Raw genomic sequence first — 25853 nt, forward strand, 5'->3', positions numbered from 1 at the left:
GACCGGACCGGTGGCGTGATCAATCCACAGTGGACAGGGCTTCGGGCGCGATCCTCCGGGTGAGACGGACCGCGGTGCCCTCGGTGCCGGTGACCACGTCCACGTTGTCGGTCAGCGCCCGCATCAGCGTCAGTCCGCGGCCGCGATGGGCAGGCGACGATGGGGTGTGGAGCCATCGTCCGTTGTCACGTACCGCGATCCGGAGGACACCCGCGGTGTCCAAATCGGCCTCCACGTGCACGCTTCCGGCTTCGCCCTGCCGGTAGGCGTGCTCGATGGCGTTGGTGACGGCTTCGTTCACGGCGACGAGAAGATCGTTGACGGTGTCCGCGTCCGCTCCCGCCGTGCCGAGCCAGACCCGCAGCGCGCGGCGGTTTTCCGCGAGGTTCCGGGGTTCCGCGGGGAAGGACCTCGCCAGGGGCGCGGGGGTGGACGGCTGCCGGTAGATCAGGAACGCGACATCGTCTTCGTGGTCGCCGGCGAGCAGGCGCGCGGCCAGGTCGTCGGCGATGTCTTCGGGTGGCCGCTCGGCACTTTCGGTCAGCACCGTGGCCGCGCGGCCGATACCGAGGTCGATCAGCTCGCGCCGTCGTTCCACCAGGCCGTCGGTGTAGAGCAGCAGGGTCGAACCCGCGGGCAATTCGGTGTTCGCTTCGGGCCTGCCGACCTCCGGCCTGACGGACAGGGGCAGCGACTGGGCCTCGTCGAGCCGCCGCACCGTGCCGTCCGGGTGGGCGAGCAACGCGGGGAGATGTCCGGCGCTGCTGTAGTTCGCGGTGTGGCCATGGGAGTCGACGACGGCACAGAAGACCGTGCAGCAGCGCGCTGCCGGGATCAGCGTGCTGAACCGGTCGAGGGCGGTGAGCACCTCGGCGGGGGAGTTGTTCTCCAGCAGCAGCGCGCGCGCCGCACTGCGCAGCTGGCCCATCACGGTCGCCGCCGGCAGACCACGGCCGACCACATCGCCGACGACGACCCCGTACCGGCCGCTCGGCAGGCTGACCACGTCGTACCAGTCGCCACCGACCTCCAGGGTCGCGCTGGCGGGTTCGTAGCGGACGGCGAAGGCGTCGGGCAGGCCGGCCGGACCGAGCAGGGACCGTTGCAGCGTCAGCGCGACCTTGCGCTGGTCGTCGAAGGCACGGGCCCGGCCCAGCGCCCGCTGGAGATGCGCGCACAGTTGGACCAGCAAAGCCCGCTCCGCCGCGGGAAACGGCCTCCTGCCGGAGAATTCGAGCCACACCAGAACCAGGTCGAACTCGTCGGAGATCGGCGCCCCGATGCCGGTGACCGGATCGCCGTCCGGGGTGGCGATCGGCGCGGTGAGAATCCGGCCCGTGCGGGTGGACTCCTCGGCGCCGTCCGGGAGAAAGTCGCGGACGGACGGCCGCGCGGGGTCCGTCGTCGCGGTGACGACCGGGTTCCCGTCGCGCTGCCAGGCCACAGTGGACACTCGCGCCGCCTGCCAGACGTCGCGCAGTTCGCTCAACCCGACTTCGAGAATCCGTTCGGCGTCTTCGATTCCGGTGAGCCTGCCGGCCAGCCGCGCCAGCGCCGCGTCCCGTTCCGCCGCGACGTGTTCGGCGGTGACATCGCGCAGGGTTCCGACGATGAGCCGGTGCTCGCCCTCCCCGAGCGCGTCGATGGCGAGATTCACCCACAGATTCCGGCCGTCGCGATGGTGCAACGGAAGGACCCACCGGCCGCGCCCGGTCCGCAGCGCCCTTTCCATCGTGGCGCTGACGTGGGCGAAACCTTCGGGGTCGTCGTCCTCCGACGGCCACCACGGATGCGGGAGCGGCAGCGGCAGTTCGCCCGCCGGATACCCGAGAACCTCGGTGAAGGCGTCGTTGATCTCCACCACCGTGCCCGACGCGGTGGCCACGAAGAACCCGTCCTGCATCGAGTTGAGGAGCGCCTTGCGCCAGGCCGACTCGTGATTGCGGACACGGGCCAGATCGAGGTTCGAGCGCACGCGGGCCATCAGTTCGGCCGAGGAGAACGGCTTGACCAGATAGTCGTCGGCCCCGGCGGCGAGCCCCTCGATGGCCGAGTCCTCCCCGGCACGGGCGGAGAGGAAGATCACCGGGATCCCGGCGGTGGACGAATCGGCGCGCAGTGCGCGCAGGAACGCGAAACCGTCGATTCCGGGCATCATGATGTCCGCGAGGATGAGGTCCGGACGTCGGCGCCGGACCTGGTCCAGCGCGTCGTCCCCGTTCGAGGCGACGGTGACTTCGTACGACGGCTCCAACAGGCCCGACAGGTACCGGCGCAGGTCCGCGTTGTCCTCGGCGACCAGGATCCGGTCGGCGCCGGTTCCCGGTTCGGGCGCGGAGGTGACTCCCGTGGCCCATTGCCGCGCTTCGTCCACATAGGCCTGCCGCCCCGCGAAAACCGGTTCCTCCGCTTCGGCCGCCGCACCGCCGGCCTCGCGAACCGGGATCCGCACGGCGAAAGTGCTTCCCTCGCCCGGCCGGCTCGACGCCTCCACGTCCCCGCCCAGCAGGCGGGCGAGTTCGCGCACCAGCGCCAGCCCGATCCCGGAGCCTTCGTGTGAGCGGCCCGTGACCCCGCGCACCTGATGGAAGCGCTGGAACAGCGCCGGCAGTTCTTCGGCCGGGATACCGACACCGGTGTCGCTCACCCGCAGGTCGGCTTCGCCGTCGGCGATGCGCAGGCTGACCCGCACCTCGCCGGTCATGGTGTACTTGACCGCGTTGGACAGCAGGTTCAGCAGGATCTTCTCCCACATGTCGCGGTCGGTCAGCACGGGCCGGTCACCGGACGGGCAGTCGATGGTGAACTCCAGGCCCGCCCGCGCCACGGCCGGGGCGAAGGACTCGGCGATGCCGCGGGTCAGTTCGCCCAGTTCGGTGGCACCGGGTTCGGGGCGCAGCTGCCCGTCTTCGATCCGGTGGAAATCGAGCAGGGTGTCGACCAGCCGCGTCAGGCGTCCGGCGTTGCGATGGATGATCTCCATGCGCTGCCGGTGTTCCCGCGTGAGCGGGTTCGCGGTGTCGGCGAGCGCGTCTTCGGCCGGACCCGAAATCAGCGCCAGCGGGGTGCGGAGTTCGTGGCTGACCCCGGTGAAGAACCGTGTTTTCGCGCGGTCGAGTTCGGCGAGGTCTTCGGCGCGGCGGCGTTCGGCGGCGTAGGCCTTGGCGTCGTTGACCGCGGAGGCCACCTGCCGCGCCACCAGATCGAGAAAACCGCGATACCCCTCGTCGAGGGCGAGATGGGGGCTGACCCCCAGCACCAGTGCCCCGCCCGCCTTTTCCTGTCCCGCCACCGCCAGAGGCAGCGCGACGGCGGTGTCCACGGCGCCGCCGCCCGCGGACTCGGGGGCGGACACCCCCAGCACCGGTGCCAGCCCGTCGCGCGTGACCGGCTCCGCCATGGTGATCGCCCGCAGGATCCATTCATCGTCCGCCAGCCCGGCGGGAAGCCCCACGGTGCCGGGAACCCCGTAGCCCGCCACCGCGTGCGCGTGCTCGTCGTCGAGCAGATAGATCGCCCCGAACGGCAGATCGGCGCGATGCCCGGCGAGTACCTCCATCGAGGTCTCGCAGCTTTCGCGGACGTCGTCCCTGGTGATTCTGCTGTCGCCCAGTTCCTGGAGCACTTCCATCCGGCGGGCGCCCAGCACGCGGTGCGTGGTTTCGCTCACGATCGTGAGGACGCCCCCGACATCACCGTCCTGCTCGAAAACCGGGCTGTAGGCGAAGGTGAAGTAGACCTCCTCGTCGAAGCCGTTCCTGCGGAGCATCAACCTGAGGTCGTCGCGATAGGAGGCTTCGCCGCCGTCGAGCACGCTGTTGATCATTCCTCCGACCACCGGCCAGGCGTCGTCCCAGATCTCGGTGGCGCGCCTGCCGAGCGCGGGATGCTTCGCTCCGAGGATGGGCGCGAAGGCTTCGTTGTAGACCATCGCCAGCTCCGGGCCCCACATGATCAGCATGGGGAAAGGTGAGCTCAGGCAGGTGTCCACGGTGGTGCGCAGCGCGGGTGTCCAGTCCGCCACGGGGCCCAGTGGCGTGGCGGTCCAGTCCACCTCCGCCGGTAACCGGGGGAGCCGCGTGTCCGGGCTGGGAGAGTATGGGTGGCCGCCTTGATGACTCGCGGCCGGCGGCTCGGCCACGACACTCACCTCCTCCCAGAGTGGCGACCCGCCTTCCAGGGCACCTCCCAGAGAAGACTGGGTGACCCGACGCCGGCCCACGGGACAGGCAGCCGTCTGGAGTCGGTACCCGTTGTCGCTGTCAGGCTATAACCGGTATCGGGCCTTGCCAAACCGTGGCACAGCACACCTTCTCCCCGCCGGGACCGGTGCGGGAAGGCCGGAAAACGACCGAGGACCGGCCCGAAGGCCGGTCCTCGAGTGGGTGGATGCCGCGGCTCAGCCGGCCTGGCTCCGCCAGCCGGGCTGGTAGGTCTCCCGCGCCATCACCGAGTACGGCGCCGGGCTCACGATCGCCCGCACCGCGAGCTGTTCGTGCGGCTGCACCGTGGTCTTGCGGGTGCCGCCGTCCGGCTCGCCCCACAGCACCTTGACCTCCGCACCGAGCGGGACGTTCGGGTCGATGGTCGCCAGCGAAAGCGCGCTGCGCTCGTTCGCGCTGTATCCGGTGAACAGCGACAGGCCCACGACGCTGCCGTCGGCGTCGAGCACGGAGTCGAAGTTCGACGATCCGTAGTTGGCGTTGGGCAGGTCGAAGAACTGGTAACCCGGGCCCTTCGGGTCGGCCGGGGAGGCCAGGAGCTTGCCGACGTCCTCGGGGTTCCAGGCCAGCGTCACCTTGCGGCGCTGGGTCTCCGGGTCGATCTTCGACAGCGCGTCACGGCCCACGAAGTCGTGGTCGAACTTGACGAACGAGCCGTAGCCCAGCTCCCACGGGTTGAGGTAGTAGTCCTCGATCTTGTCGGACACGAAGCTGCCGGCCAGGGCGTTGGTCGCCTCGTAGCTGTCCGCCTTCAGCCACTCGCGGTACGGACGCAGTTCCTCGCTGCTGTAGATCGCCGGGAGCGGCGACGGGATCCAGCCCGACTCCAGCGTGTTGGAGGAGTACGCCCGCGAACCACACGGTTCGAGGCCGAGGTCGCGGCCCGCTTCGAGGATGGCGTCGCGCACCTTCTCGTAGCTCTCGTACGGGCCCCAGATCTCCAGGCCCGGCGCGCCCGCCATGCCGTGGCGGAGGGTGCGGACCCGCTCACCCGCGATGTTCATGTAGCCCATGCGGAAGAACTTGACCTGCTCGACCGTGCCGCCGTTGACCTTCTCGATGACCTGCCAGGCGTTCGGCCCCTGGATCTGGAACCGCCACACCTCGCGGGTGACCGACTTGCCGTACGGGCGCGAAGGGGAGCGCTGGTCGAGCCGGATTTCGACGTTGTAGCCCTTGCTGCCGACGAAGGTCAGGTAGTTCGCGACGGGCGCGCGGCCGACGAACACGAACTCGTCCTGCGCCAGGTGGAAGAGGATGCCGTCGCCGATGACACCGCCGTCGGGGGAAACCGGGACGAACTGTTTCGCCGTGTCGACCGGGAACTTCGCCACGCTGTTGATCCCGGTGTCCGAGATCAGCCGCAGCGCGTCCGGGCCCGAGATGAACAGGTTGACCATGTGGTGCGACTGGTCGAACAGCACCGCCCCGTCGCGCCAGGCCTGCTGCTCGGCGCGCCAGTTCGTGAACTCGGCAGGGACCACCGGGTAGATGTAGGCCCCGAGCTGGGAGTTACGAAGCAGGTCCACCGTGTTGCCCGCCTGGTCCAACACTTCCTGCAGGTTTTTTGCGCTCATGTGCATCCGTTCTTGTTCGACACCTTCGGCGATCCCATCGGCCTCAAGCTACGCAAGCGCCAGGGCAGATGATACGGAGGAATGGCGGGGACTCAATCGCCACAGCGGCAACGCTTTGTGCGTCATATGACGTAAGCCCATCAGCGTTGTTGGTGAACGCGCCCAGCCGATCTCGTGGCCAGGGCTCTCCTCAGTGCTTGACTCTCGCTTTGGCCGACCGGAGCCCTGCCCCCAAGATCGGCTATCTTCGGATGGCGCGTTCGGCTGGTTACTTTGCCCAGGTGACCCACGATTCGCAGACGGTTCCTCAGAGGCCGTACTCTTCGGCGCTCACGTATTCCACACCCAGCTCTTTCAGTTTGGCGCGCAGGCCGTAACGGTCGAGGCCGAGTTCGCCGTCGCGGTACGCCTGGCGCGTGGCTTCTTCCTTCTCGATACGCACCTGTGAGGCGTCGAGCGCGCGGTCGAGGGCTTCTCGCGGTACGCACACGACACCGTCGTCGTCGGCGATGATCGCGTCTCCCGGCCGGACGAGTTGCCCGCCGATCGTGATCGGCACGTTGACCGCCCCCGGGCTCGCCTTGACCGTGCCCTGCGCGCTGACCGCCGCGGACCACACCGGAAAGCCCATTTCGTGCAGTTCGGCCACGTCGCGGACCCCTGCGGCGGTGACCAGACCGACCACACCCCGCACCTGAAGCGATGTGGCGATCAGTTCGCCGAACATCCCGTCGGTGGACGGGGAAGTGGTGGTGACCACCAGGATGTCTCCGGGGCGGCACTGCTCGACCGCCGCGTGGATCATGAGGTTGTCACCAGGCCAGGAAAGCACCGTGACGGCGGTGCCGCCCACGCGGGAGCCGAGGTGGACCGGGCGGATGGCGGGACCGAGGTAACCGGTCCGTCCGAGCGCTTCATGGACCGTCGCCACGCCGTATCCGGCGAGCCTGCCGACCTTCTCGCTGTCCGCGCGCGGCGGATCGGTGACGATCACGTGCTGTGGTGAACCCATCGGATCTCCTCGGAGGTCGTCGGCACCTTCCTTGCGACCCTAGCGCCCCGGAAGCCGGTCGGGCGTAGGTCATTTGACGCGGCACGACCGGCCGAGTGGCGTCGTGAGAACCGACATAAAGCCGTTTCTCCAGTCCAATGGACGGCCTACCGTCTACACGGTGACAACGCGGGAAACCGGGCCGGCATGAGACCGCTGACCGCCTGGGGTCGATTCGACGACCTCCGGGCCGGTACCGCGTGGCGTTTTCCCGAGGTCGCCTACGATCTGGTCGCCTTCGAGGCCAAGGATGTCCCGGACGTGCTCGCCGAGGTCGAACTCGCGGCCCGGAACGGGTGGTGGGCCTTCGGTTTCGTCGCCTACGAAGCCGCCGCGGGCTTCGATCCTTCCCTCGTCGTGCACGACCCCGTGGAGGGTTTGCCGCTGGCCTGGTTCGGCGTCTGCGCCGCGCGGGAGGCGGTGCCCGTCGTGCGTGGTCAGGGGGGCCTCGGCTATCACTCCGGCGACTGGGTGTGCCAGTGGGACTCCGGCCGCCACGCGCGCCAGGTCGAAGCGGTCCGGCGCCACATCGCCGCGGGCGAGACCTACCAGTGCAACCTGACCACCCGGATGACCGGCCGGGCCTTCGGGGATCTGACCGGGCTCTACGCGGATCTGGCCCATGGACAGGGCGGCGCGTACAACGCCTATCTGGACCTCGGCCGGTTCGCGATCGCGAGTGCGAGCCCGGAACTGTTCTTCGCGACCACCGGTGACGAGGTCCTCATGCGGCCGATGAAGGGGACCGCCTCCCGGGGGAGGACCGAGGACGAGGACGCGGAAATCGTTTCCCGGTTGCGCGCCAGTGCGAAGGAACGCGCGGAAAACATCATGATCGTCGATCTGGTCCGCAACGACATCGCCCGGGTCGCGGTCACCGGCAGCGTCTCGGTGACCGCGTTGTGCCGGGCGGAGCGGTACGAAACCGTGCACCAGCTGACCTCCGACGTGACCGCGCGCATGCGGCCGGAAACGCATCTGGCCGACGTGTTCGGCGCGCTCTTCCCGTGCGGATCGGTGACCGGCGCGCCCAAACCCCGGACCATGCGGCTGATCCGGGACCTCGAAGACGGACCGCGCGGTGTCTACTGCGGAGCGATCGGCATGGTCGGACCGCCGGAGACGCCGGATTCGCCGGTCCAGGCCCGCTTCAACGTGGCGATCCGCACCCTGGTCGTGGACCGGGACAGCGACACGGCCACCTACGGCACCGGTGGTGGCATCACCTGGGACTCCCGGCCGGGCGCGGAATACGCGGAACTGCGAGCCAAAACGGCGGTGCTGATTTCGAAGCCGTAAACGTTTTCTCCAGCCGGAGTCTCGTGCGCCTGTGTCATTTGTCGCGCACAACTGAGTCTCGATGCCGGGCGAAACGCGCCGTGTCTTCGGTTGTACTACCCGGGGGCGGTGTTGCCGGCCCCGCCCGCTCGAGCGTCGAAGCTCGCGCACGGGATGAGGAGACTACAGATGAGCCCACGCAAGGAGGCGAACGGCGCCGCGAGCCCACGGCCGGGTCTCGCGGACCTGGTACGCACCATGAGCTACGAGGTCATGCCGTTCAAGAACACCGAAGCCGACGTGCTCGCGTACGTGCCCAAGAGCGTCCCGCTCACGGTCACGGTGACCGAGGCGAAGGGGATCGACCACACGCTGAACCTCACCGAGCGCCTGCTGGGACACGGTTACCAGGCCGCGCCACACCTGCCGGCACGCCAGTTCGTCGACGCCGCGCATGTCGCCGACGTGGTCGCCCGGCTGTCGGAGGCCGGGGTGCGGTCCGTCTTCGTCGTCGGCGGTGACGCGCCGGAACCGGCGGGTGTCTTCCCCGACGCCTTCTCGCTGCTTCAGGCGATGGAAAAGGCGAACCATCCCTTCACCGAGGTCGGCATCGGAGGGTATCCGGAGGGGCACGCGCTGATTCCGCAGGAGGCGATCGACCTCGCGCTGAAACAGAAGGCACCGCTGGCCACCCGGGTGCTCACCCAGATCTGCTTCGACGCCACCACGACGAGCACCTGGGCCGCGAACATCGCCGCCGCCGGTATCGAGTTGCCCGTCTACGTCGGCATGCCCGGCCCGGTCAACCGGCAGAAGCTGATGCGGATCTCGGCCGGCATCGGGCTCGGCCAGTCGGCGCGGTTCCTGCAGAAGCAGCAGAGCCTGTTGTGGCGTTTCCTGTTGCCGGGCGGCTACAACCCGACGAAACTCGTCAAGCGGCTCGCGTCCGCGGCGGGCCGGACCCGGAACAACATCCGCGGCCTGCACATCTTCACCTTCAACGAACTCCGCGGGACCGAACGCTGGCGCCAGGAACTGCTCGCCGCGGTCTCCGAAAAGGATGGTCGCTGATGACGGACAACGTTTCCGCACGGGACTACGGCCGCCTGATCGTGCAGGGCGCCGACCGTCCCGGCATCGTCTCGGGCGTCTCCAGCGTCCTGGCCGAGCACGGCGCGAACATCGTCGCGCTGGACCAGACCTCCAGCGACCCTTCGGGCGGTCGTTTCTTCCAGCGCACCGTCTTCCACCTGCAGGACCTGTCGGTGAAGATCGGTGCGCTGAACGCCGCGCTCGAACAGCGACTGACCGAGGAACTGGGCCTGACCTACCGGCTGGTCGAGGCCAGGCGGCGGAAGCGGGTCGCGATCTTCGTCTCCAAGGCCGACCACTGCCTGCTCGACCTGTTGTGGCGGCAGCGCCGCGGCGAGCTGAACGTCACCATCCCGATGGTCGTGTCGAACCACCCCGACCTGGGGGACGACGTGCGCGGATTCGGCATCCCGTTCTTCCACGTGCCCGTGGAGAAGGGGAAGAAGCCGGTCGCCGAGAAGGAACAGCTCAATCTGCTCAAGGGCAATGTGGACCTGCTGGTGCTGGCGCGCTACATGCAGATCGTGTCCGGCGGGTTCCTGGAGGAGCTCGGCGTGCCGGTGATCAACATTCATCATTCTTTCCTGCCCGCTTTCATGGGCGCCGGTCCCTACCAGCGGGCCAAGGAGCGCGGCGTGAAACTGGTGGGCGCGACCGCGCACTACGTGACCGAGGATCTCGACGAAGGACCTATCATCGAGCAGGACGTGATTCGCGTGTCGCATCAGGAATCCGCGCAGGAACTGCAACGCAAGGGCGCCGATGTCGAGCGCCTGGTGCTGGCCAGGGCGGTGACCTGGCATTGTGACGACCGGGTCATCCGCGACGGCAATTCGACGGTGGTGTTCTGACCCGTGACGGCGACGATTCTGGACGGGCGCGCGGTTTCGGCGCGGATTCTCGAGCGGGTGAGTGACGACGTCGAGAAGTTCGTCGCCGCCTACGACCGGGCGCCGACGCTGGCCACGGTTCTCGTGGGCGACGATCCCGCGTCGCACACCTACGTCCGCATGAAGGCGAACCGGTGCGCCAAGGCCGGGATCTCCTCGCGGCGGATCGACCTCGCGGCGGAGGTCACCACCGCCGAACTCGTCGGCCGGATCAGGGCGCTGTCGGACGATCCCGCCGTCGACGGGATTCTGCTCCAGCACCCGGTCCCGGCGGGGATCGACGAGCGAGCGGCGTTCGAGGCGATCGCCCCGGGCAAGGACGTCGACGGCGTCACGCGCACTTCGTTCGCCACCATGGCGTTCGCCGAAGGCGGCTTCGAGTCCGCGACGCCGGGCGGGATCATGGCGTTACTGGACGCCTACGACATTCCTCTGTCGGGCAAGCACGCCGTGGTCGTCGGGCGGAGCCCCATTCTCGGGAAGCCTGCCGGGATGTTGCTGCTGGCGCGCGACGCGACGGTGACCTACTGCCATTCCCGCACACCGTCGCTGGGCGACCGGATCGCGGAAGCGGACGTGGTCGTGGCGGCGGCGGGACGGCCCGGGCTGATCCGTGGCGAATGGATCAAACCCGGTGCGGTCGTCGTCGACGCCGGATACGCGGACAACACCGGTGACGTGGAGTTCGAGGCCGCCGCCGAACGGGCGTCCTTCATCACGCCGGTGCCGGGCGGAGTGGGGCCCATGACGATCGCCACCCTGCTGGTCCAGACCGTCCGGGCCGCCTACGAGCACGAATCCGCGCGCGAGAAGGAATTTCCCATGTGAATCCCCTTTCCCGGCCAAAGGAGGCCTGAACGTGGACGTTTCGTTCGGAACGATCTGGGAGGCGATCGCCCGCGAACTGCCCGGGACGATCGCGATCTCGGAGCCCGGCCGGGACCACACCTACGCCGAGTTCGAGCAACGGTCCGCGCGCCTGGCCGCCGCGCTGGCGGCGGCCGGGGTCGGACCGGGTGACAAGGTGGCGTGCTATCTCTACAACGGTTCCGCCTACCTGGAGACGGTGTTCGCCGCGTTCAAGATCGGCGCGGTGCCGGTCAACGCGAACTACCGCTACACCGAGGACGAACTGTCGTCGCTGCTCGCCGATGCCGACGCCGCGGCGCTGGTCTTCAGCGGGGAACTCGCCGCGAACGTCACGCACGCCGTGGGAAGCCTGCCGACGCTCCGGCTCGCGGTCCGGGTGGGCGCGGCGTCCACCGGCGGGCCCGACGTGCCCGAACTGGAGGACCTGCTCGCCGCGACCGAACCCCGGCCCGCCGAGCCCCGGCCCGGCTCGGATCAGCTCTTCATGTACACCGGCGGCACCACCGGGAAACCCAAGGGCGTGATCTGGGAGCAGGCCGTCCTGCTGCACTCCTTGACCGTGCCCATCTTCCGGCCGCTCGGGGTGACCGGACTTCCGTCTACTGTGGACGAAGCGGTCGGGATCGCGGTCCGCGCGGTGCGCGAGGGCCTTGCCCCGGTGACGATGCCGGTCGTGCCCCTCATGCACGGCACCGGGTTGTTCAACTCGATGGGCGCGCTGCTGGTCGGCGGCCGGGTGGTCACCGTGCGCCCGGGAAGGCTCGATCCGCGTCATGTCTGGACCACCGTCGCGCAGGAGCGGGTGGCGCTGATCATCGTGGCGGGCAACGCGGTCTGCCAGCCGCTCGTCGACGAACTGGCCGCCGCCGAACGGGACGGCCGCCCGCACGATCTCGGTTCCCTCCGGGCGGTGCTCAGTTCGGGCGTGGTGCTCAGCGACCGGCTCAAGCGCGCACTGCACGAACGGGCCCGGGTCACCATCACCGATGCGCTCGCCTCCAGCGAAGGCGGCCCGTTCGCCTTCGCCATCACCACCTCGGTCGACGACCTGCCGTCGCGGTTCTTCCCGGTTCCCGCCACCAAGGTGATCACCGACGAGGACAAGGAGGTCGTGCCGGGCAGCGAGCAGACCGGCGTGCTGGCCTACAGCGGGCCGATGCCGCTGGGCTACTACAAGGACGTGGCGAAGAGCGCGACCACCTTCCGCACCATCGAGGGCGTGCGCTACTCGATCCCGGGCGACCTCGCCACCGTCGACGCCGACGGCGCGATCCGGTTCCTCGGCAGGGGATCGGGCGTCATCAACACCGGCGGGGAAAAGGTGCATCCCCAGGAGGTCGAGGACGCGGTGCTGAGCCATCCGGACGTCACCGACGGAATCGTCGTCGGCGTCGCCGACGACACCTGGGGAGAACGGGTCGCGGCGGTCGTGGCGACCACCAACGACGCCTTGACCGAGCACGACATCCAGGACTGGGTGCGGCGTGGCCTGGCGGGCTACAAGGTGCCCCGCACCGTCGTGCTGCTCCCTGAACTCCCGCGCACGCCGACCGGCAAGATGGAAGTCGCCTGGGCGAAGCGAACGGTCCAAACCGCCCTCGAACACGGTCACCCGCACGGGGGTTCTTAACGGGAGCGAGGTGGCTGCCGAGCAAAGCCACCTCGCTCCACAACGAAACTTTGACACAGGCTGCGCAGGATGTTATCGACGCGGCCGAAGCTGAGCATCGCGGTCGTCCCTCCGGCGATTTCGCTTCGGAACGGGGAGAGGGCGTCATAGGCTCGCGCGGCAAGGGTTTCGTCGCCGAGCAGGAGCGCGGTGTGCGCGTTGACGGCCCAGAGCGCGTCATAGAGATGGTCGGCGGGTGGCTCGGGCAGTCCGGCGGCGGCGCGGCGAGCCGCGGAGAGATCGTCGTGGGCGAGGTGGAGCAGCGGTTGGACCCACGGCCGGTAGGGGCCCCAGTCCAGGCCAGGGTCGGTCGGCGCGGGGCGCCGATGACGAAGGCGCAGGGAGAGCAGCGCGAGTGGGAAAAGGCCGGCCTCGACGCCCGGCATTCCCGCGCGGGCGAGATTCGCGGCGACACCACGATAAGCGGCCTCGGCGAGCGTGGGCTCCGTCAACAGCATTGCCCGGTAGGCCGAGGTGAGCACGGGAACGAGCGGGCTCTCGTGCACGGTGGCGAGACGTTCGGCGGCTGACACATGGTGTTGCCCTGCCTCGATTTCGCCGCGCGCCGCGTGAACCTGGATCTTGATGAGGTGCCCGAGAATCTCGAAGGCGGGGAGATCGTGGCGGGTGGCGAGGGCGACGAGTTCGGTGGCGAGGTCATCGCGCTCCCCGGTCCGCCCTGGTCGCTGGAACGACTGGACGAACCGCGCGTTGAGGGCGAGAGCCAGCACGTTGGGGTCGGCCAGATCGCGGGCGGTCCGTTCGGCTTCGAGCGCGGCGCCGGCCGCCCAGCGGTCCCGCGACCCGCGATGTTCCAGGGCGACAGTCGCGAGTAGACGAGCGCGCAGCGCGGGCGGTGCGTCCGGCCCGAGTCTGCGCAGAGTGCGCCGGATGGTTTCGACGAGGGCTCGGGCTTGGCCCGGTTCGTCGCTGCGAGTCCACATTGTCGGGACGTCGTACGCGGCGATGACGCGGGCCGTGAGACCGGGATCTCCCGTCCTTTCCGCTTCCGCGACCGCTTCGGCGCGTTGTGCCTGAGCCAGCACAAGGTTGGCTCCACCGGTCAGCGCCGCGGCCTTCGCCACGGTACTCATCGAGCGCAGCCGGGTGTAGGTTCCGGTCGCTTCCGTGCGCGTCAGCAGCCGAAGCCGCGAGTCGGCCTGTGGCACCGGAACCAGCCGCGGATCGTGCCGGAGGACATCGCCTTCGAGCCGGTCGAGACTGCTCGCCGCGTCCAATCCGAACTGATCGAGCAGCCGGGTGCGAGCCGTGCGGAGTGACGCCAAGGCGTCGACTTGGCGGTCGGCTTGGTACAGGGCATGCGAAAACAACACCCAGGCCTGTTCGCGCCACGGATGTGAGGTCGCGAACGCTTCGAGTTCCGCGACCAGCGCCTCGCCGCGTCCCAGGTCGAGGGCCGCGCGAGCGCGGGACTCGATCGCGTGCGAGTGAAGCTCCGCCAGCCGGGCCCGCTCCCGCGTCACCCAGGCCGATGTGCCGAGGTCCGCGTAAGGTTCGCCCGTCCACCAGGAGAGCGCCTCGTCCAGGACACTGACTATCTGGCCGCTGGGTGCGCCCCGCACGCCCCGAAGGGCGTCCTCGAAACGGTGGGCGTCAATTTGTGCCCGTGGAATCCGCAAGGCGTAGGCGGTTCCGACGGTTTCGATGACCTTCGACCGGGCTCGCGGGGAGCGATCCGGCTCGAGGGCACGCCGCAGTTCGGAGATGAACGTACGGACGGCGCCGGCCGCACCGGGCGGCGGATCTTCCCAGAGGTCACCGATGAGCATCGGCAACGGAACGGCTCGTCCGCCGGCCGCGACCAGCCGTCCCAGCAACTCGCGACGGCGCAGGCTGCCGACCGCCAGCGGATGCCCACTGGCGTCAACGGCCTGAACCGGCCCGAGTACGGCGACGAAGACCTCCACGGGCACATTGTCCTCCACGGCACGCCCGAGCCGCTGATCCGTTGCTAACCCACCTCTCGGATCCTTCTCCCGTTCACGCATCTACGCGAAGGAGACGACACTCGATGGGCATCACCGTTCCAGGATTCGAAACCAGGCAGATCGGCGTGGCGGACGGTGTCGAGCTGAATGTCACGATGGGAGGTCACGGTCCGGCGCTTGTGCTGCTCCACGGTTTTCCCCAGACCAACCTGATGTGGCGGCATGTCGGCCCGGTCCTCGCCGAGCACCGCACCGTGCTTTGCCCGGACCTTCGTGGTTACGGCGCCAGCGGCAAGCCAGTGGCGGTCGACGAGAACACCTACTCGAAGCGGACCATGGCCGCGGACATCGTCGGCTTGGCCGACGCACTGGGGTTCGGCGAGTTCGCCCTGGTCGGTCACGACCGCGGAGCCCATGTCGCCTTCCGGGCCGGGCTCGATCATCCGGATCGCGTCAGTCATCTGGGGATCCTCGACATCGTCCCCACGCTGGACACCTGGAACGTTCTCCATGGGGTCAGCGCGGCGGTGGCCTTCCACCTCTATCTGATGGCTCAGCCCCCCGGCCTGCCCGAGCGGATGATCGCCGCCGAAGCCGACGCGTTCTTCGGACATTTCCTCGACAGCTGGGCCAACGACCCCGGCGCGATCCCCGCGGACGTACGCGCCGAATACCTCCGCTCATGCCGGGACGCCGTTCCGTCGATCGTCGCCGACTACCGGGCCACCGCGACCGTCGACATCACCCACGACCAAGCCGACCTCGACGCCGGTAACCGGCTCACCATGCCGGTGATGGTTCTCCAACAGGACTGGGGAAGCCAGCTCGGCTTCGACGCGGCCTCGATCTGGCGGCCGTGGGCCACCGACCTGGAGCACTTCACCACCCGGGCGGGTCACTTCATGGCCGAGGAAGCTCCCGGAGACGTCGCCACGCTGATCCTGGATCTGATGAAACGGTGATCGCTACCGGGCCCGGTGATGACAAGTGGAGCGCACTGGTCACGCGGCGCGGACCGTGACCACGACCTTGCCCCGGGCGTGTCCCTGTTCCTGGTAGCCGATCGCGGTCCGGATTTCGCCGAACGGATAACACCGGTCGATGACCGGCGTGACCGCGCCGTCTTCGACGAGCCCGGCCAGTGTCGTCAGAGCGTCCTTCTTGTCCCGGTAAGCGACGGCGTCCGCCACCGGTTTTACCTCGTACGCTCAGGCGCGAGGTAGGTTGATGCGGGTGGCCACCCAGGGACAAGCCGAATCCGCGCCCCGGATCCCGCTGAGCCGGGACCGCGTACTCCGGGCCGCGGTCAAGGTCGCCGACGAACACGGCATCAGCGCGCTCACCATGCGCCGTCTCGCCGAAGAACTCGGGGCCGAGGCGATGTCGCTCTACTACCACGTGGCGAAGAAGGACGAGGTCCTCGACGGCATCGTCGACCTGGTCGTGCGGGAGATCAACGACGTGGTGGACCGGCTCGAGGTGTCCGCCGAGGGACACGGCTGGAAGAAGGCCGTACGGCAGCGGATCCTGTCCGCTCGCGAGGTCTTTCTCCGGCATCGGTGGGCGCCCGCCGTGATGGAGACCCGTTCCACGACCAGTCCGGCCGTGTTGCGCTACTACGACGGTCTGCTCGGGCTCATGCTGCGGGGCGGTCTTTCCCACGACCTGGCCCACCATGCGCTGCACGCCCTGGGCAGCCGGGCGCTCGGGTTCAGCCAGGAACTGTTCGATCCCGGCGGTGGCGCGGCCGACGAGAAGGCCGTAGCCGAGGTCGCCAAGATGGCCGGGCATCTGCCCAATCTCGCCGGAATGCTGGGCGCGATCGCGCACGATGACCCGGATTCGACCCCGGGGTGGTGTGACGACCAGGCCGAGTTCGAGTTCGGGCTCGATCTGCTCCTCGACGGCCTGGAGCGGTTGCGCGACGCGAAGTGGTCGTCGCGCCGGAAGTGACACCGTCTGCCCTTGGGGTGTCGCCCCCCGGGACTTAATCCGGATCGGGTGATGTGGCTGCCGCCGGTTCCGGGATCGTGAGATCCGGGACAAGGCGAGGAGGCCGGTCATGAGCGCCACGGCGGTGACGAAGGCTTCAGGTGTGCTGGGCACCGCCGCGCTGTCCACGTTCGTGGTCAACGTCAACACCTCGGCGGTGGCCATCCTGCTGCCGTCCATCAGCGCGGATCTGCGGACCTCGCTGGACGTGCTGCAGTGGGCGGTGACGGGCTACATGCTGGTCGGCGCCGCCACGATCGTCACCTGGGGCGCGCTCGGCGATGTCTTCGGGCGGCGGAGGATGTTCGTCTACGGGCTGCTGTTGTTCATCGTTTCGTGCGTGGTGATCGCGCTGGCCGGGTCGGGCTTGATGGTCGTGCTCGGCCGGGTGGTCCAGGGGGCGGCCGGAGCGTCCATCGTGGCGTCGGGCATGAGCCTGCTGTCGGTCGGGACGGGCGGTGCCGCGCAGATGCGCGCGGTCACGCTGTGGGGAGCGGCCGCGGCGGGCGGAGCCGCGGCGGGGCCGGTGCTGGGCGGTGTTCTCAACCAGTTCACCGGGTGGCAGGGCCTGTTCTGGGTCGACGCCGCCATCGCCGCCGTGTGCGTGCCGTGGACGCTGCGTGCGGTGCCGGAATCGCGCGATCCGGGCCGGTCCCGGTCGATCGACCTGGCCGGAACCGTGCTGGTGGCCGCCATCCTCGTCCCGTTCGTCTTCGCCATGACGAAGGCGTCGACCTGGGGCTGGGTGTCCGTGCCGACATTGGTCTGCCTGGCGATCTCGGTGCTGGCGTGCGTGGGTTTCGTCGCCACCGAGCGCAGGATCGCGGCACCGCTGGTGGATCTTCGCCTGCTGCGGAACCCTCTGCTCGTCGGTTCGACGGCGGCGATCCTCATCGCGGCCGGTGCGGTCGCCGGCCTGTCGCTGGTGATCAGTCTGTACTTCCAGGATCCGGCGACGCTGGGCATGAGCAGCCTCCAGGCCGGGCTCGCCTCCCTGCCGGTGGCCGCGCTGGTCGTCCTGGTGGCACCACTGGTCACCCCGCTGGCGCACAAGTTCGGCGCCCGCCCGGTCGTCGTGGCCGGGTTCCTGCTCATGACGGCCGGCTTCCTGTTCCTCGGCGCGGTCCGGCCGTCGTGGTCGTACGTGGTGTTCCTGCCCGGCCTGCTCGCGGTGGCGATCGGCCTCGGTTTGTCGAACGGTCCCGCCTCGTCCATCTCGACCGCCTCGGTGCCGCAGGAAGAGGTCGGCTCGGCGTCCGGGATCTCGAACATGGCCCGTTACGTCGGGGGAGCGGTGCTGACCGCGGTGGTCGCCGGGATCTACGCGTCGGTGAGCACGAGACACCTCGTGACCGGTGGCGCGACATCCTCGGCGCTGGCCACCGGTTTTTCGCGGGCGTCGATCGCACTGGCGATCTTCTCGGCGGCGGGCATCGCCCTCGGCCTGCTCGTGGCCCGCCACACGCGCCGGCCGAGCGCGGTCGATCGCGCCACCGCCGCCGCGGCGGCCGTCCACACCATGCCGATCAGCACGAGGCCCTGACCCGGGCGAGTTCGCGGAGCAACCGTGCCGGATCGTCGACGCTGAAACGCAGCGCGGTCAGTCCGGTGACCGGGCCCTGGCGGTCTGTCGTCCACGACCTTCGTGGTGATCTACACTGGCGTAGTGGATCATGACGGTGCCACGGACCCGGCCACGCCATCCAGCCGGCACGCCGGCTCGTCGCCGGAACCCACGGACGTGGCCGGCTGCGTGCCCTGCGACATGATGAACGGCCGGGTGAGCCTGCCCGGCGGGAGGATCCACGAAACGTCGCTGTGGCTGGTGACGCATGTGCTCGGTACGTTCGGCCTGGGCGCGCTGGCCGTGGTGCCGAAGCGGCATGTCGTCCACGTCGCCGCCCTGACCAGGGAAGAAGCCGCGGAGTTGGGCGAGTTGCTGCGGGAGGTCGCCGCCGTCGTCACGGCGTTGACCGATCCGGTCCAGGTCTACACCTGCCAGTGGTCGCATACCAACGGCGAAGCCGCGCACATCCACTTCATCCTCCAGCCGATCCGACGCTCCGATATGGACCGTCATCCCGGCAGGCTTGGCCCGGTGCTGCAGTCCGCGATGTTCGACGCGGAAAACAAACCCGACCTGGCTGCCGTGGAAGCGTTCGCCGAGCGCGCCCGCGCGGAGTTCGCCCGTCGCGTGGCGCGGTGAGCGAAACGTCTTTCACCCGGTCGCTCGGCGGTGAAGGTCCACAAGAGACAGTAAGGCGCGCTTGTCCGGTTTGCCGCTCGCGGCCACCGGGACGGAGCCGATGACCGTGATCGTCGACGGTACCGCCGCGTCGCCGAGTTTTTCCCGCACGGCGGCACGGAGGGCGTCGAGGTCGGGCGTTCCGCCGTTGGACGTCACGACGAAAGCGTGGGCCGCTTCGCCGGTTCGCTCGTCCGGTGTGCCGACCACGTAGGCTTCGTCGACGGCAGGATCCTCCGCCAGCGCTTGTTCGATCGCGCCGGCGTAGTGCACGATCGCGTTGATGATGACGACGTCCCGCGACCGGCCGGTCAGGTGCAGAAAACCGTGGGCGTCGACCTTTCCGAGATCCTGTGTGCGTACCCATCCCGCGTGCTTCAGGGGCTTCGCGTCCTCGCCGCGGTAGCCCCGGAAAGCGTTGGCGGTGCGGACCCAGATTTCACCGGTCGCCCCTTCTGGTAAGCGCTTTCCGGAATTGTCGCGCACCTCCAGTTCCACCCCTGTCCACGGGCGGCCGACCGACGAGATCGCCTCGGGATGGGCGGCCACGTCGTCCGCGGTGAGCAGGGTCAGCATTCCGGTCTCGGTCTGGCCGTATCCCTGGTGCACCGCGTCGCCGATGAGGTCAAAGGCCTCACGGAGACGGTGCGGGGGCAGCGGGGAACCGGCGACCAGCGCCGAGCGCAGTCGTCGCAGATCGGCCGGTTTCTTCCGAAGCGCGTCGAGAATCCGGCAGAGCCGGGGGACGGTCAACAGGACGGCGCTGATACGCAATTCTTCGAGCACACGCGGAAACACCGGCGGCGTTTCCGGAACCACCGCGGTTCCCCCGCCGAGCAGGCAGAAGGCGAGGTGTTCCCGCATCACCGCGCTCGCCAGTGTGCCGAACAACAGAAATCGCCGGTAGCGCTCGGCGAGCCGCCGCGTGTCCTCGGTCCACTCGTCGGTCCGCCACGCCCAGTACGCCGACATCGCCGCGTAGGTGTACTCCACTCCCTTCGGCATAGCGGTGCTGCCACTGGTGTAGGCAACGACGGCGATGTCGTCCGGACGCCCCTGTGGTTCCAGCGACCCAGGTTCACCGGAAAGTTCGGACAAGCGAAGCGTCTTGGGCGCGTCGGCGATCGGTGCCCTCGTCTCGTCGACGACCAGGACGTCCGCCGTGCCGGCCACCCGCGCCGCCTGGTCCGGGGTGAGCCCCGGGCCGACGGGGACCACGCGGCAGCCGAGGACGTGCGCGGAGATCTGCACGGCGAAGCCTTCCGGGGTGACCCCCGTGGCGATCGCGACCTCACTGTTTTGGTGCAGGCCATTTGCCCGCAGCGCGCCGGCATACCGCGCGATTGTCATGAGCAGTTCGCCACGGGTCACTACTCGCGCGGCAAGTTCGAAAGCGGGCAGGTCCGGATGGGTGGCGAGAGCTTCGAGCAGTGGCCGGGGAAACGGTTTCTCCATCGGGTCGTCACTCCGTTCAGGTGAACGTGGATGCGGCAGTCGTACCAGACGACGGGAGGCGGGTCGCCGGGGTCGGAAAATTCCTACCTGTCGTTGTTGCGCGGAGAGCGATCACGGTGCATTGTGATCCCAGGTTAGTTCAATTATCAACCAACGCGGGCCGCAAGCCGCGCAGGCTGAGGAGGTTTGTGTTGTCCAGCAAGGAAAAACTCGATTACCTCGTACTCGGCGCGGGGCCCGCCGGCCTGCAGATGGGTTACTACCTCGCCCGCGCGGGACGCAGCTACCTCATCGTCGAGGCGGGTGATTCCCCGGGGACGTTCTTCACCACTTTCCCCCGGCACCGTCAGCTCATCTCGAGCAACAAAGTGCATACCGGATGGGATGATCCAGAACTGAATCTCCGTGTCGACTGGAATTCCCTGCTCTCCGAGGAGAACTCTCCGCTGTTCACCGCCTACACCCCGCGTTACTTCCCCGCGGCGGACGACATGGTGCGTTATCTGGGCGATTTCGCCACCCAGCACGACCTCGCGGTCCGGTACGGCACCCGCATCGTCGAGATCGCCAGGCCCGGTGATTTCGTGGCCCGCGACGCCGACGGAAATACCTACCACGCGCGGCGCGTGATCGCCGCGACGGGCGTGGGAAAGCCCTACATTCCGGACATCGAAGGCGTCGAACTCGCCGAGCACTACACCGACATACCGGTCGACCCGGCCGACTACACCAATCAGAAAGTGCTCATCATCGGCCGTGGGAACTCCGCGTTCGAGACCGCGGACAACCTCATCGAGACCGCGGCCGTCATCCACGTGGCGGGCCCCGGCTCTCTGCGGCTGGCCTGGAAGACCCACTTCGTCGGCCATCTGCGCGCGGTGAACAACAACTTCCTCGACACCTATCAGCTCAAGTCGCAGAATGCGGTGCTCGACGGGCACATTCTCGGGATCCGCCGTGACGGCGACTCCTACCTCGTGCGGATCAGCTTCGCGCGGGTGCACGAGGTGGTCAAGGAAATCCGCTACGACCGGGTCATCCTCGCCACCGGATTCCGGTTCGACGCCTCGATCTTCGCCGAGTGGTGCCGGCCGGAACTGGTCATCAAGGGCCGGTTCCCGGCGCAGACCCCGGCGTGGGAATCGGTGAACGTGCCGGATCTGTTCTTCGCCGGGACCATCACGCAGATGCGTGACTTCAAGAAGTCCACCAGCGGGTTCATTCACGGTTTCCGTTACGGCGTGCGCGCGCTGCACCGTATTCTCGAGCGACGTTACCACGACGTGCCCTGGCCCGCCCATGAACTGGACGGAACCCCGGAGGCGATCGCTCAGGCGATCATCCAGCGCGTCAACCGGACCTCGGCGCTGTGGCAGATGTTCGGCTTCCTCGCCGACGTGGTGTTCCTCGGGCCCGACTCGTCCGTCCGCTATGCCGAGGAGATTCCGGCGGACTATCTGCACGACGCGGTGGCACGCGGCGAATTCGGTGCCGTGCGGACCTATTTCGCCATCACCCTCGAATACGGCGCCGACCACGACAAGGTCGACCCGTTCGACGTCACCGCCGGCCGCACTTCGCAGGACGACGTCAGCGGCCTGGACGGGCGCTACCTGCATCCGGTGGTGCGGTCCTACCAGGACGGGAAGCTCCTCAGTGAACACCACATCACGGAAAACCTCGAAAACGAGTGGGACAGCGAGCGGGTGCATCTGGCGCCGCTACGGGAATACCTGAGCACACGGGAACCAGCGGTCCTGCGATGACCACCATCGCGGAACTGCACGACCGTGCGCGGCAACGGCTCGTGCCGGAATACTACGACTATTTCGCCGGAGGCGCGGCGGACGAGACCGCGCTCGCCGACAACGAACGCGCGTTCCGGCGGCTCGCCCTGATGCCCCGGGTGCTGCGTGGCCGTGCCGACCGCGACATCTCGGTCGAACTGCCCGGCGCCCGCGCCTCGATGCCGGTCGTCGTGGCACCCACGGCGTTCCACCGGCTCGCCCATCCCGACGGGGAACTGGCGACGGCGCGGGCCGCCGCGGCCGCGGGCACGGTCCTGATCGCCAGCATGGCGGCGACGGTCGGAGTGGGGGAGATGGCCGCGGCCGCGCGCGCCGTCGATCCCGGCGCGGCGTTGTGGTTTCAGCTGTACCTGCAAAGCGACACCCGCGTGACCGAGACGCTGGTGCGCCGTGCGACGGACGCGGGCTGCTCGGCGCTGGTGGTCACCGTCGACTCGCCGGTGTTCGGACGCCACGAGCGGGACCGTCGCAACGGCTTCGCCGACCTGCCGGCCGGTTTCGCCGCGGAGAACATGCGCGACCTGCCGGGGGGACGACGGAACATCGAGATGACGCCGATGTCGTGGGAGCACCTCGACCGGCTGCGTGCCTCGACGTCGTTGCCCGTGCTGCTCAAGGGAATTCTGCATCCCGAGGACGCGCATCTCGCCATCGAGCGCGGTGCCGACGGGATCGTGGTGTCCAACCACGGCGGTCGTCAGCTCGATGCCGTGCCGGCGTCGATCGACGCGCTCCCGAGGATCGCCGAGGTGGCCGGCGGCCGGGTACCGGTGCTGCTCGACGGCGGGGTGCGGCGGGGCAGCGACGTGGCGATCGCGCTCGCGCTGGGCGCCGTCGCGGTGGGCGTCGGACGGCCGGTGATCTGGGGCCTTGCCGCGGACGGCGAACTCGGCGTGCGGCAGGTGCTGGAGCTGCTGCGGGAGGAGTTCGATCACACGCTGGCGTTGTGCGGTGGCCAGGGGCCCGCCGACCTGACGCGCGACCTGGTGACCGTGCGCGGGCCGGAAGGCGGGAAGTGGTGAGCCTCGCCCAGCGGGTGGTCGCGCTGCGGATGAAGGTTTTCGAACACGTCAACGGCGACAACGTGATCACGGTTCCGGGTGAACGGCTCGGTCCCGAACGGTTCCGGGAGCTCTACTCACATCCCGCCGCGCGGGGCCGTAGCCGGGGCGCCGGCCTGTCGGATCTGTTCTGGTACTGGCTTTCGCCGGGACCCGAAGTACACCAGGAACATCTGGAGGACGGACCTCGCTACGACGACGTCGCGCGCACGACGTCGCGAATTCTGGCTGGGCGAAGCGAGGATCTCGCCGCCACGGCGGCGCGGTGCACCGCCACCGTGCTCCGCGAGACCGGCTCGGGGAAACACCGCCTGGTGCGGCTACGCGATCTCATGATGCCGGTGTGGGCGGAGTTCTTCTACGAAACCGTCTTCCGCCGTCCGTGCCCGCGCGGGGCCCGGGACCTGATCGTGGCGCACGCCGACGATGTGGTGACCGCGTTGAAGTGCACCGGTTTCCGGCACATGGAACGGCGGACGCGGCTCACCCGCTACCTCGCGGGCCATCTGGACGACGTGCCCCACGAACTGCCCGCGTCCCTGACGCGCCAGGAGCAGGTCTACTACCTCCAGGGCACGTTCTTCAACACCGCGGTCGTGCAGATGTCCGAAGGCATGACGCATCTGCTGCTGGCCCTCGCTCAACACCACCGGACGCGGCAGCGAGCGGCCACCGGCGATGACGAATACCTCGCCCACGTGATCGACGAGACGATGCGGCTCTACCCGCTGTTCGGGATCGCGCACCGCATCACCACCGGGGAAATCGTCGTCGACGAGGAGACCACACTCCCCTCGGGATCGGTGCTGTGCTTCGACTATCCGGGCTACCACGCCTCCGGCTACCCGGATCCCGAGAGGTTCGACCCGTCGCGGTGGGAAGCGCTTTCCGCCAAGGACGCGCCCCACGTCCCGTTCGGCATCGCGGCCAACCGCCCCTGTCCGGCCTGGCGCCTCGCCCCGCTGGCGATGCGGGCGTCGGCGCGGGAGGTGTTGCGGTGGTTCGACCTGGATTCGACGGTCGCGCACACGCGCTCGCTGCCGAGCCGGGGGCCGTGCCTGCTGATCCGCCGTGGGCACCGGATTGCGCCGGGGCGGCTTCGCCTCGTCCGGATCTTTCTCCGGAGCCGGGACCGGTGGGAGGACGTCTGGCGCAGCGTCGCGCAGCTGGTTCTCGGCACCTGCATGGTGCTCGACGCGCGGCGACGGCGACTGGCCGTCCGGTACTTCGAAGAAATGGACCGGGACTGACGGACAAGCACCGGAGAGGATTCCTCAGCGATGTCGACGACCGAACTGGCCCCCGCCTTCTTCCTCGCCCTGATCGTCATTCTCGTCGTGTGCCGGCTGGTCGGCCGGCTGCTGCGCGCCGCGGGCCAGCCGCCCGTGGTGGGGGAGATGGTCGCCGGCGTGGTACTGGGCCCGTCCGTGCTCGGGCTGCTCGCCCCCGGTGCGGAGGCCTTCGTCTTCCCACCCCAACTGCGGCCCGTGCTGTATGTGGTCGGGCAGATCGGCCTGGTCGTGTTCATGTTCCAGGCCGGTTACGAGTTCCGCACCGAGCGGGTGCGGCGGGTCGCGCGTTCGGCGAGCGTGATCTCGACGGCCGGCATGCTGGCGCCGCTGGTGATGGGCGCGGTGCTGGCGTGGCTCGCGGTCGGGCGGGTGCACATCTTCGCTTCGCGGGTACCGGTCTTCGTGTCCGCCCTGTTCGTCGGCGTGACGCTGGCGATCACCGCGTTCCCGATGCTCGCGCGGATCATCACCGAACGCGGCCTGACCGGCACCCGGTTCGGCTCGGTCGCGCTGGCCTGCGGCGCACTCGACGACGCAGTCGCCTGGGTGCTGCTCGCGGCCGTGCTGAGCATCGCGGCGGGCAGTGCGGGCCCGGTGTCGATCGCCGTGGGCGGCACGCTGATCTTCGCCGCGGTGCTGCTGGGCGTGGTGCGCGTGCGGGGACGGTTCACTCCGGCGGCTCAACGGTCGGCGCCGGAACACCTCCTGCTCGTGCTCGTCGTCGTGCTGTTCCTGTTCGCCTGGTACACCGACAAGATCGGGCTCTACGCGGTGTTCGGCGCGTTCAGCCTGGGCGTGGTGTTCCCCCGGGTGGACGCGGTCGACCGCGCGGTGGCCACGATCGCCCCGGTCGGGACGGTGTTCCTGCCGTTGTTCTTCACCTATTCCGGTCTCAACACCGACTTCGGACTGCTGGTGCGGCCGGACGTGCTGGTGTTCACGGTGGCCGCCGTCGTGGTCGCCGTCGCCGGGAAGTTCGGGGCCTGCTGGGCGGCCGCGCGCCTGGTGGGCGAGCCCAACGCGATCGCGCTGCGGATCGGCACCCTGATGAACGCGCGCGGCCTGATGCAGTTGATCGCGATCAACGTCGGGCTCGCCGCGGGCATCGTCACGCGGGAGCTGTTCAGCGTGCTGGTCGTGGTGGCGATCGTGACGACCATGATGGCCACACCCTTGCTCCGCCTGTGGGATCGACGAGCACTCGAGCCGGGCGAGAGCACGGAAATCACCGAGCCCGCCACCCGCTGACCCGATCTCCTCAGCGGAGTATAGTTCTCTCCCCGAAGTAAACACGACCGCTTTGGGCGTTGCCTTCCTTACACACAAACCTTCTTCATGGACTTCGCCGAGTAGGATGTTCTGTGGCAGAACTATAGGCACGACGAGCCGGAGAGCCTGAAG

The 25853-nt window shown here is 68.9% G+C and carries 19 protein-coding genes; 13 read left to right on the forward strand and 6 right to left on the reverse strand.

Translation table 11 applies throughout. The features are described 5' to 3' along the window. Positions 1-19: 19 nt before the first annotated feature. From ACFSXZ_RS10815 to ACFSXZ_RS10825, 3 genes are all read right to left on the reverse strand, one after another. A complete protein-coding gene (locus tag ACFSXZ_RS10815; RefSeq protein ID WP_378263942.1) occupies positions 20-4141 on the reverse strand; it encodes a SpoIIE family protein phosphatase in 4122 nt (1373 codons plus the stop codon). A gap of 258 nt (positions 4142-4399) precedes the next feature. Beyond that, positions 4400-5800 (reverse strand): vanillate/3-O-methylgallate O-demethylase, encoded by a 1401-nt coding sequence (ligM, locus tag ACFSXZ_RS10820; RefSeq protein WP_378263944.1) that lies wholly within the window; start codon positions 5798-5800, stop codon positions 4400-4402. A gap of 307 nt (positions 5801-6107) precedes the next feature. Beyond that, a complete protein-coding gene (locus ACFSXZ_RS10825) occupies positions 6108-6812 on the reverse strand; it encodes a 4-carboxy-4-hydroxy-2-oxoadipate aldolase/oxaloacetate decarboxylase (protein ID WP_378263946.1) in 705 nt (234 codons plus the stop codon). Between the two features lie 186 nt (positions 6813-6998). Here ACFSXZ_RS10825 and ACFSXZ_RS10830 point away from each other — a divergent pair, with 186 nt between their 5' ends. From ACFSXZ_RS10830 to ACFSXZ_RS10850, 5 genes are all read left to right on the forward strand, one after another. Then, positions 6999-8150, forward strand: coding sequence for a chorismate-binding protein (locus ACFSXZ_RS10830; RefSeq protein ID WP_378263948.1), 1152 nt, complete (start codon positions 6999-7001; stop codon positions 8148-8150). Positions 8151-8318: 168 nt separating this feature from the next. Further along, positions 8319-9200: a methylenetetrahydrofolate reductase gene (locus ACFSXZ_RS10835; protein WP_378263950.1), complete on the forward strand. Its 882-nt coding sequence runs from the start codon at positions 8319-8321 to the stop codon at positions 9198-9200. Then, positions 9200-10072, forward strand: coding sequence for a formyltetrahydrofolate deformylase (gene purU, locus ACFSXZ_RS10840; RefSeq protein ID WP_378263952.1), 873 nt, complete (start codon positions 9200-9202; stop codon positions 10070-10072). Before ACFSXZ_RS10835 ends, purU begins: the two co-directional genes overlap by 1 nt. 3 nt (positions 10073-10075) lie before the next feature. Next, positions 10076-10939 carry a bifunctional 5,10-methylenetetrahydrofolate dehydrogenase/5,10-methenyltetrahydrofolate cyclohydrolase gene (locus ACFSXZ_RS10845; protein WP_378263954.1) on the forward strand — a complete coding sequence of 288 codons (864 nt, stop codon included), beginning with the start codon at positions 10076-10078 and terminating at the stop codon, positions 10937-10939. A 31-nt stretch (positions 10940-10970) separates the two neighbouring features. Then, positions 10971-12611: an AMP-binding protein gene (locus tag ACFSXZ_RS10850; protein ID WP_378263956.1), complete on the forward strand. Its 1641-nt coding sequence runs from the start codon at positions 10971-10973 to the stop codon at positions 12609-12611. On the opposite strand, the gene ACFSXZ_RS10855 is transcribed toward ACFSXZ_RS10850, so the two are convergent. Continuing rightward, complete coding sequence (locus tag ACFSXZ_RS10855) at positions 12608-14584, reverse strand: BTAD domain-containing putative transcriptional regulator (RefSeq protein WP_378263958.1); 1977 nt, start codon at positions 14582-14584, stop codon at positions 12608-12610. The two genes, ACFSXZ_RS10850 and ACFSXZ_RS10855, sit on opposite strands and share 4 nt — an antisense overlap. 98 nt (positions 14585-14682) lie before the next feature. Between ACFSXZ_RS10855 and ACFSXZ_RS10860 the strand changes: the two genes are divergently transcribed. Further along, positions 14683-15561 (forward strand): alpha/beta fold hydrolase, encoded by an 879-nt coding sequence (locus tag ACFSXZ_RS10860; RefSeq protein ID WP_378263960.1) that lies wholly within the window; start codon positions 14683-14685, stop codon positions 15559-15561. 39 nt (positions 15562-15600) lie between these two features. Here the strand turns inward: ACFSXZ_RS10860 and ACFSXZ_RS10865 are convergent, their stop codons facing one another. Further along, entirely contained in the window at positions 15601-15789 is a 189-nt protein-coding gene (locus ACFSXZ_RS10865; protein ID WP_378263962.1) for a zinc-binding dehydrogenase, read from the reverse strand. Positions 15790-15826: 37 nt separating this feature from the next. Between ACFSXZ_RS10865 and ACFSXZ_RS10870 the strand changes: the two genes are divergently transcribed. The 3 genes from ACFSXZ_RS10870 (at position 15827) to ACFSXZ_RS10880 (ending at position 18797) form a co-directional block, all read left to right on the forward strand. Continuing rightward, positions 15827-16552 (forward strand): TetR/AcrR family transcriptional regulator, encoded by a 726-nt coding sequence (locus ACFSXZ_RS10870; protein WP_378263964.1) that lies wholly within the window; start codon positions 15827-15829, stop codon positions 16550-16552. A 109-nt stretch (positions 16553-16661) separates the two neighbouring features. Continuing rightward, a complete protein-coding gene (locus ACFSXZ_RS10875) occupies positions 16662-18134 on the forward strand; it encodes an MFS transporter (RefSeq protein ID WP_378263965.1) in 1473 nt (490 codons plus the stop codon). A 123-nt stretch (positions 18135-18257) separates the two neighbouring features. After that, entirely contained in the window at positions 18258-18797 is a 540-nt protein-coding gene (locus tag ACFSXZ_RS10880; RefSeq protein WP_378263966.1) for an HIT family protein, read from the forward strand. 12 nt (positions 18798-18809) lie between these two features. Here the strand turns inward: ACFSXZ_RS10880 and ACFSXZ_RS10885 are convergent, their stop codons facing one another. Then, complete coding sequence (locus tag ACFSXZ_RS10885) at positions 18810-20291, reverse strand: class I adenylate-forming enzyme family protein (RefSeq protein WP_378263968.1); 1482 nt, start codon at positions 20289-20291, stop codon at positions 18810-18812. Positions 20292-20479: 188 nt separating this feature from the next. Here ACFSXZ_RS10885 and ACFSXZ_RS10890 point away from each other — a divergent pair, with 188 nt between their 5' ends. Genes ACFSXZ_RS10890 through ACFSXZ_RS10905 form a run of 4 tightly spaced genes read left to right on the forward strand, consistent with a single transcriptional unit; the run spans position 20480 to position 25700 of the window. Continuing rightward, on the forward strand, positions 20480-22057 hold the full coding sequence (locus ACFSXZ_RS10890) for an NAD(P)-binding domain-containing protein (protein WP_378263970.1): 1578 nt from the start codon (positions 20480-20482) through the stop codon (positions 22055-22057). Next, a complete protein-coding gene (locus tag ACFSXZ_RS10895; RefSeq protein ID WP_378263972.1) occupies positions 22054-23121 on the forward strand; it encodes an alpha-hydroxy acid oxidase in 1068 nt (355 codons plus the stop codon). Before ACFSXZ_RS10890 ends, ACFSXZ_RS10895 begins: the two co-directional genes overlap by 4 nt. Beyond that, positions 23118-24410: a cytochrome P450 gene (locus tag ACFSXZ_RS10900; protein WP_378263974.1), complete on the forward strand. Its 1293-nt coding sequence runs from the start codon at positions 23118-23120 to the stop codon at positions 24408-24410. Before ACFSXZ_RS10895 ends, ACFSXZ_RS10900 begins: the two co-directional genes overlap by 4 nt. Positions 24411-24440: 30 nt before the next feature. Then, positions 24441-25700: a cation:proton antiporter gene (locus tag ACFSXZ_RS10905; protein WP_378263975.1), complete on the forward strand. Its 1260-nt coding sequence runs from the start codon at positions 24441-24443 to the stop codon at positions 25698-25700. The last annotated feature ends 153 nt before the right edge of the window (positions 25701-25853 follow it).

This window comes from Amycolatopsis pigmentata (assembly GCF_042684065.1).
Classification (GTDB): domain Bacteria; phylum Actinomycetota; class Actinomycetes; order Mycobacteriales; family Pseudonocardiaceae; genus Amycolatopsis_E; species Amycolatopsis_E pigmentata.

Coding starts and splice junctions, on each gene's coding strand:
- ACFSXZ_RS10870 (WP_378263964.1), top strand. CDS start 15,827: ATGCGGGTGGCCACCCAGGGACAAGCCGAATCCGCGCCCCGGATCCCG.
- ACFSXZ_RS10885 (WP_378263968.1), bottom strand. CDS start 20,291: ATGGAGAAACCGTTTCCCCGGCCACTGCTCGAAGCTCTCGCCACCCAT.
- ACFSXZ_RS10875 (WP_378263965.1), top strand. CDS start 16,662: ATGAGCGCCACGGCGGTGACGAAGGCTTCAGGTGTGCTGGGCACCGCC.
- purU (WP_378263952.1), top strand. CDS start 9,200: ATGACGGACAACGTTTCCGCACGGGACTACGGCCGCCTGATCGTGCAG.
- ACFSXZ_RS10830 (WP_378263948.1), top strand. CDS start 6,999: ATGAGACCGCTGACCGCCTGGGGTCGATTCGACGACCTCCGGGCCGGT.
- ligM (WP_378263944.1), bottom strand. CDS start 5,800: ATGAGCGCAAAAAACCTGCAGGAAGTGTTGGACCAGGCGGGCAACACG.
- ACFSXZ_RS10905 (WP_378263975.1), top strand. CDS start 24,441: ATGTCGACGACCGAACTGGCCCCCGCCTTCTTCCTCGCCCTGATCGTC.
- ACFSXZ_RS10825 (WP_378263946.1), bottom strand. CDS start 6,812: ATGGGTTCACCACAGCACGTGATCGTCACCGATCCGCCGCGCGCGGAC.
- ACFSXZ_RS10860 (WP_378263960.1), top strand. CDS start 14,683: ATGGGCATCACCGTTCCAGGATTCGAAACCAGGCAGATCGGCGTGGCG.
- ACFSXZ_RS10835 (WP_378263950.1), top strand. CDS start 8,319: ATGAGCCCACGCAAGGAGGCGAACGGCGCCGCGAGCCCACGGCCGGGT.
- ACFSXZ_RS10895 (WP_378263972.1), top strand. CDS start 22,054: ATGACCACCATCGCGGAACTGCACGACCGTGCGCGGCAACGGCTCGTG.